Genomic DNA, 5,190 nt, shown 5'->3' with positions numbered 1-5,190 from the left:
GGGCGGCGGCCGCGGTCACCTGCCCGGGGGTGCGGCGCTCCAGGGCGGCGGACCAGAGGGCCAGCAGCAGGGCCGCAGCGGCGAGGACGGCGCCGACCCAGTTCGGGGCGGTGTAGCCGAGACCGGCGGTGATGACCATGCCGCCGAGCCAGGCGGCCAGCGCGTTGCCGAGGTTGAAGGCGCCGATGTTGACGGCGGAGGCCAGGGTGGGGGCGCCGTGGGCCTGGTCCAGGACCCGCTTCTGGAGCGGGGGGACGGTGGCGAAGCCGAGGGCTCCGACCAGCAGGACGGTGACGGCGGCGGCGACCTTGTTGTGGGCGGTGAGGGTGAACAGCGCCAGCACCACGGCGAGCCCGCCGAGGGTGGTGTAGAGCATCGGCATCAGCTTGCGGTCGGCGTAGCGCCCGCCCAGCAGGTTGCCGAGGAACATGCCGACGCCGAACAGCACCAGCAGCCAGGTGACGGAGCCTTCGGCGTAGCCGGTGACGTTGGTCATCATCGGGGCGATGTAGGTGATCGCGGCGAAGACGCCGCCGAAGCCGAGCACGGTCATCGCCATCGCGAGCAGCACCTGCGGATTGCGGAAGGCGGTGAGCTCGCGGCGCAGGTGGGCGCCCTCGGCGCGGGGCACGGCCGGTACGAGCCCGGCGATGCCGAGCAGGCCGAGCACGCCGAGCGCGGCGACGCCGGCGAAGGTGGCGCGCCAGCCGACGGCCTGGCCGACGAAGGTGCCCAGCGGCACGCCGACGATGTTGGCGACGGTCAGCCCGGTGAACATGGTGGCGATGGCGCCGGCCTTCTTCTGCGGGGCGACCAGCTCGGCGGCGACGACGGAGCCGATGCCGAAGAAGGCGCCGTGGGCGAGCGAGGTGACGATGCGCCCGGCCAGCATCACGGGGAAGGACGGGGCGAACGCGGAGAGCAGGTTCCCGGCCGTGAACAGGCCCATCAGCAGCATGAGCATGGTCTTGCGGCTGATCCGGGTGCCGAGGGCGGTCATCAGCGGGGCGCCGACGACCACGCCGAGGGCGTAGCCGGTGACCAGCAGGCCCGCGCTGGGGATGGAGACGCCGAAGTCGCCGGCGATCCGGGGCAGGAGGCCCATGATCACGAACTCGGTGGTCCCGATCCCGAATGCGCCGATGGCCAGGGCGATGAGAGCGAGAGGCATGGGCCCGAACCCTTCTGTGATTGCTTGAGCTAGCGCCTTGCGTGCTTAAACAATAGTTGCAGGCGCGCGATAAGTGCAAGCGAGGGTATGGGGCATGCGCCATAGGTTGCATGCGCCATGGGTTGCATGCGCCATGGGGTGGGACGGACGGGAAACGCGACCGGGCCCGGCCCGTCCGAACCGTGGGAGCGGTTCGGACGGGCCGGGCCCGGGGGAGCGGCGGTGCGGGGCCGGCCGGGGTCAGCGGGCGGGCGAGGCGGCGTCCACGGCCTCGACCGCGCGGACCAGCGAGGTCAGCTCGGGGTTGCGGGCGGCTTCGTCGAGCGCCTCGCGCAGTGCGGCGTCGTTGGTCGGCCGGGCCCGCTCCAGGAGCTTCAGCCCGTCCTCGCTCACATTGGTGTAGATGCCGCGGCGGTCGGTCGGGTACAGGTAGCGCGCCAGCAGGCCGCGGTCCTCCAGTCGGGTGACCAGGCGGGTGGTGGCGCTCTGGCTGAGCACGACCGCGTCGGCGACCTGCTTCATCTGCAGGTGCCCGCCCTCGCCGTCGTGCTGGCGGCTGAGCACGTCGAGCAGCGAGTACTCGCGCACGCTCAGGTCGTGTCCGGCCTGCAGGGCGCGTTCGATGTGGGACTCGATCCGGCCGTGCAGGAGGGACAGGGCGTTCCAGCCGCTGGCGAGGGCGGTGAGTGCGGGGTCCGTGGCGGTCATGGGGCCCGGCCTCCTTCCGGATGTGGCTGAGTCCAGGATAAGCCATGGACTAAAATATCGGCTAGAGCCTGTATAGCGCTTGTGCAAGCAATCCTCTCGCGCGTGCCCGGGTGGGCACGGATGGGGTGCCGGGTGCGAGACGTCGGGCGGCGCCCAGTGCTCGCAAGGCTTTGGCGTAAATGGTTCAGACCATTGACGCGAGGGGAAGGCAGCTCCTACGGTGTCGGGCAACCGATCTGGCGCGGGCATGCCATATCTCCGGCAGGCCGCCGTGCGCACCCCCACGCGCACGTGAACGCCCCGCGCCGGGCGCACACTCCATCCACCCCCACGGAGGAGCACCATGCGCAAGCGCCATCTGATCGCCGCCGCCGCGGCCGCGATCGCCCTGCCGATCGCGGCGGCCCTGCCGGCCCAGTCGCACGGCTTCATCAACCTGCCGCCGAGCCGTTCCGCGCTCTGCGGCGCCAACGCCGTCCCGTGGGACTGCGGAGACATCCAGTGGGAGCCGCAGAGCGTCGAGGGTCCCAAGGGCTTCCCGGGTCGCGGCCCGGCGGACGGCACCATCTGCGCCGGCGGGGACGCCCGCTGGGCCCCGCTGGACAACCCCCGGGGCGGCGCCTGGCCGACCACCAGGGTGACGGCGGGCCAGCAGCTCACCTTCACCTGGGAGATCGAGGCCCGGCACTCCACCACGAACTTCACGTACTACCTGACCAAGCCCGGCTACAGCGCGAGCCAGCCGATCACCCGGTCCGCCCTGGACCTGACCCCGTTCCTGACCGTCCCCTACAACGGCCGCCAGCCCGCCGCCACCACCACCCACACCGGGACCCTGCCCACCGGCCGCACCGGCCACCAGGTGATCGTCGCCGTCTGGGAGATCGCCGACACCGGCAACGCCTTCTACTCCTGCACCGACGTCCAGTTCTGACCGTCCCCGGGCCGTCCCGACGGCCCTGACCGGTCGCGTCCCACCGTGCCCCACCGTGCCCGACCGGGCCCCACCGTGCCCGACCGCGTCCCGCCGACGCCGCCGCCCGACTCCGGACGGCGCCGGCGGGCCGCCCGACCGCACCGCAGGCCCCGGGCCCGACCCCCGGCCCGACCGCACCGCAGGCCCCGGCCCGGGCCGTGCTCGCGCGCCGCAGAAGCCGCCAATGGGTACATTGGCGACATTTGGCAGCAGTGCCAGGCTCCGCGCGTCCACGAAAGAAGGCCGACCGCCTTCGGAAAGGGTCTCCATGCGCCCCGACCTCAGCCCCGCCGTCCTCGCCGAGCTGCGCCGGCCGCGGCCCTATCCGGTGGTGTCGATCCTGATGCCCACGCACCGCCGGGAGCCGGACAACACCCAGGACCCGGTCCGGCTGCGCAACCTGCTGGCCGAGGCGAAGGAGCGCGTCCAGGCGGACCCGGAGGTCTCCCGCGCCGACCGGATCGACGTGCTGGAACAGCTCGACCGGGCCCACACGGAGGTCGACCTGGTGCACGCCGAGGACGGCCTGGCGATCTTCGCCGCCCCCGGCGAGCACCAGGTCTGGTCACTCGGGCGCACCGCCCCCGCCCGGGTGGTCCTGTCCGACACCTTCCTCACCCGCAACCTGGTCGCCGCGCACGCCGCCGAGCGCCCGTTCTGGGTGCTCGCGGTCGCCGCCGACAAGGTGGTGCTCTGGGGCGGCACCGAGGAGCGGGTCACCGAGGAGAAGGGCCGGGGCTTCCCGCTGGTGCGCGTCTTCGACAACCCCGACCCCGAACGCCAGGAGCAGATCGGCGACACGCCCAGCACCTTCCGCGACGAGGCGACCAAGACCTTCCTGCGCCAGGCCGACACCGAGGTCGGCAGGCTGCTGGCCGCCGCCCCCCGCCCGCTGTACGTGGTCGGCGAGGCCGCCGCGCTCGCCCTGCTGGACGCCGTCGGCCCGATCGCCAAGGAGTCCACCGCGCAACTCCCGCACGGCGGCCTGGCCCAGGCCGACGCCGAGACCGTCCGCAAGGTGGTCGAACCCGCCGTGCGCGCCCACGCCGACCAGGAGGTCGCCGAGCACCTCGCCCAGCTCGACAAGGCCCGCGGCGCCCAGCAGTTCGCGGCCGGCCTGGACGAGGTCTGGCGGACCGTCGGCGAGGGCCGGGTCGCCCGCCTGGTGGTCGAGGAGAACTACCGCGCCACCGTGCGCGACGAGGGCGAGCACCTCGTGCCCGCCGAGGCCGACCAGCCCGGCGCCCGCGAGGACATCGTGGACGAGGTGATCGAGCGCACCCTGGACACCGGCGGCCAGGTCGGCTTCGTCCCCGACGGCACCCTCGCCGACAGCGACCGGATCGCCGCCGTCCTGCGCTACTGACCCGCCCTCGACCGCGGCCGCCCCCTTCGTCGGTGGGCGGCCGCGGCGCATCGGAGGCACCCGCTCCCGTCGCACAGGGCGACCGTCCGGCCGGGCCCGCCCCACCGCGCGTCCGCCCGCCGCACCCCCCGGCAGCGCGAGGCCGCGCCCACGCGAGGCGTGGGCGCGGCCGGGGCAGTGCGGTCGTGACGGGGCTCAGCGGGTACGGCGGGCGCGGCGGGCGCGGATCAGCAGGAGCACGCCCGCGGCGACGGCGCCGAGCGCGGTGAGGCCGACGACGGGCAGCAGCCGGGCCGCGTTGCTACCGGTCTCGGGCAGCTGGCCGCCGTGGCCGTGGTCGGGCGGGGGGACGTGGGTCGGGCTGTGGCCCGGGCTGTGGGTCGGGTGCGGCGAGGGGCTCGTGGTCGGACTCGGGCTGGGGCTCGGGCTGGGGCTCGGCGACGACGTCGGGCTCGGGCTCGGGCTGGGGCTGGGGCTCGGGACGGTGACCGGGACCTCGGTGCGGCAGCGCGCGTCCGTCGAGCCCTGCGAGCAGTTGTTGGCGTAGGTGCCGGAGGAGACGGCGTTGCGCAGGACCGCGTCGGCGGCCAGCGGGGAGCGCACGGTGACGGAGTAGTTGATGGTCACGGTGGCCCCGACGGGCAGGTCCCCGCTCCAGGTCAGCGCGGTGCCCGCGAACTGGACCTGACCGCGGTCCGCGGTGGCGTCGTTAACCTCGCTGTCGGGAGGTGACACGAACAGCAGAACCACGTACCTGCGCGGACCGGCGTCGACGCCTGCCGGACGGTTCTTTCACCCGCGTGGGGCAACACCGCTTGACGGCCCGTCCGAGGCGCGCGAACGGCCGGTACCCAGGATTCGGTACGGGGGATTGGGTAGCGCTACGCATTGTTCCCGCCCCCGCCCAGCCGGTTTCCTGGAGCCCGCCCCACACCCACCATCCACTCGATCTCGACGGTCCCGACGATA

The 5,190-nt window shown here is 73.8% G+C and carries 5 protein-coding genes; 2 read left to right on the top strand and 3 right to left on the bottom strand.

Features of this window, described 5'->3' with window-relative positions:
- Together ACIQOV_RS26440 and ACIQOV_RS26435 are read right to left on the bottom strand one after the other, a co-directional pair.
- Nucleotides 1-1,171 (bottom strand): MFS transporter (locus tag ACIQOV_RS26440; protein WP_401052517.1); only part of this gene is annotated, 1,171 nt, incomplete at its 3' end.
- A 240-nt stretch (nucleotides 1,172-1,411) separates the two neighbouring features.
- On the bottom strand, nucleotides 1,412-1,879 hold the full coding sequence (locus ACIQOV_RS26435) for a MarR family winged helix-turn-helix transcriptional regulator (RefSeq protein ID WP_401052514.1): 468 nt from the start codon (nucleotides 1,877-1,879) through the stop codon (nucleotides 1,412-1,414).
- A 343-nt stretch (nucleotides 1,880-2,222) separates the two neighbouring features.
- On the opposite strand from ACIQOV_RS26435, the gene ACIQOV_RS26430 reads away from it, so the two are divergent.
- Together ACIQOV_RS26430 and ACIQOV_RS26425 are read left to right on the top strand one after the other, a co-directional pair.
- Entirely contained in the window at nucleotides 2,223-2,813 is a 591-nt protein-coding gene (locus tag ACIQOV_RS26430) for a lytic polysaccharide monooxygenase (protein WP_401052512.1), read from the top strand.
- A 310-nt stretch (nucleotides 2,814-3,123) separates the two neighbouring features.
- The gene (locus ACIQOV_RS26425) at nucleotides 3,124-4,221 is read left to right on the top strand and encodes a chemotaxis protein (RefSeq protein ID WP_401052510.1); all 1,098 of its coding nucleotides are present in this window, start codon (nucleotides 3,124-3,126) and stop codon (nucleotides 4,219-4,221) included.
- Between the two features lie 195 nt (nucleotides 4,222-4,416).
- On the opposite strand, the gene ACIQOV_RS26420 is transcribed toward ACIQOV_RS26425, so the two are convergent.
- The gene (locus tag ACIQOV_RS26420) at nucleotides 4,417-4,956 is read right to left on the bottom strand and encodes an LPXTG cell wall anchor domain-containing protein (RefSeq protein WP_401052509.1); all 540 of its coding nucleotides are present in this window, start codon (nucleotides 4,954-4,956) and stop codon (nucleotides 4,417-4,419) included.
- Between the last annotated feature and the right edge of the window lie 234 nt (nucleotides 4,957-5,190).

It is taken from the genome of Kitasatospora sp. NPDC091257 (assembly GCF_044757675.1).
Taxonomy (GTDB): Bacteria; Actinomycetota; Actinomycetes; order Streptomycetales; family Streptomycetaceae; genus Kitasatospora; species Kitasatospora lactacystinica.
The sequence above is the reverse complement of the archived record's forward strand: the minus strand, read 5'-3'. Positions and strand labels throughout refer to the sequence as shown.

Coding starts and splice junctions, on each gene's coding strand:
- ACIQOV_RS26435 (WP_401052514.1), bottom strand. CDS start 1,879: ATGACCGCCACGGACCCCGCACTCACCGCCCTCGCCAGCGGCTGGAAC.
- ACIQOV_RS26430 (WP_401052512.1), top strand. CDS start 2,223: ATGCGCAAGCGCCATCTGATCGCCGCCGCCGCGGCCGCGATCGCCCTG.
- ACIQOV_RS26425 (WP_401052510.1), top strand. CDS start 3,124: ATGCGCCCCGACCTCAGCCCCGCCGTCCTCGCCGAGCTGCGCCGGCCG.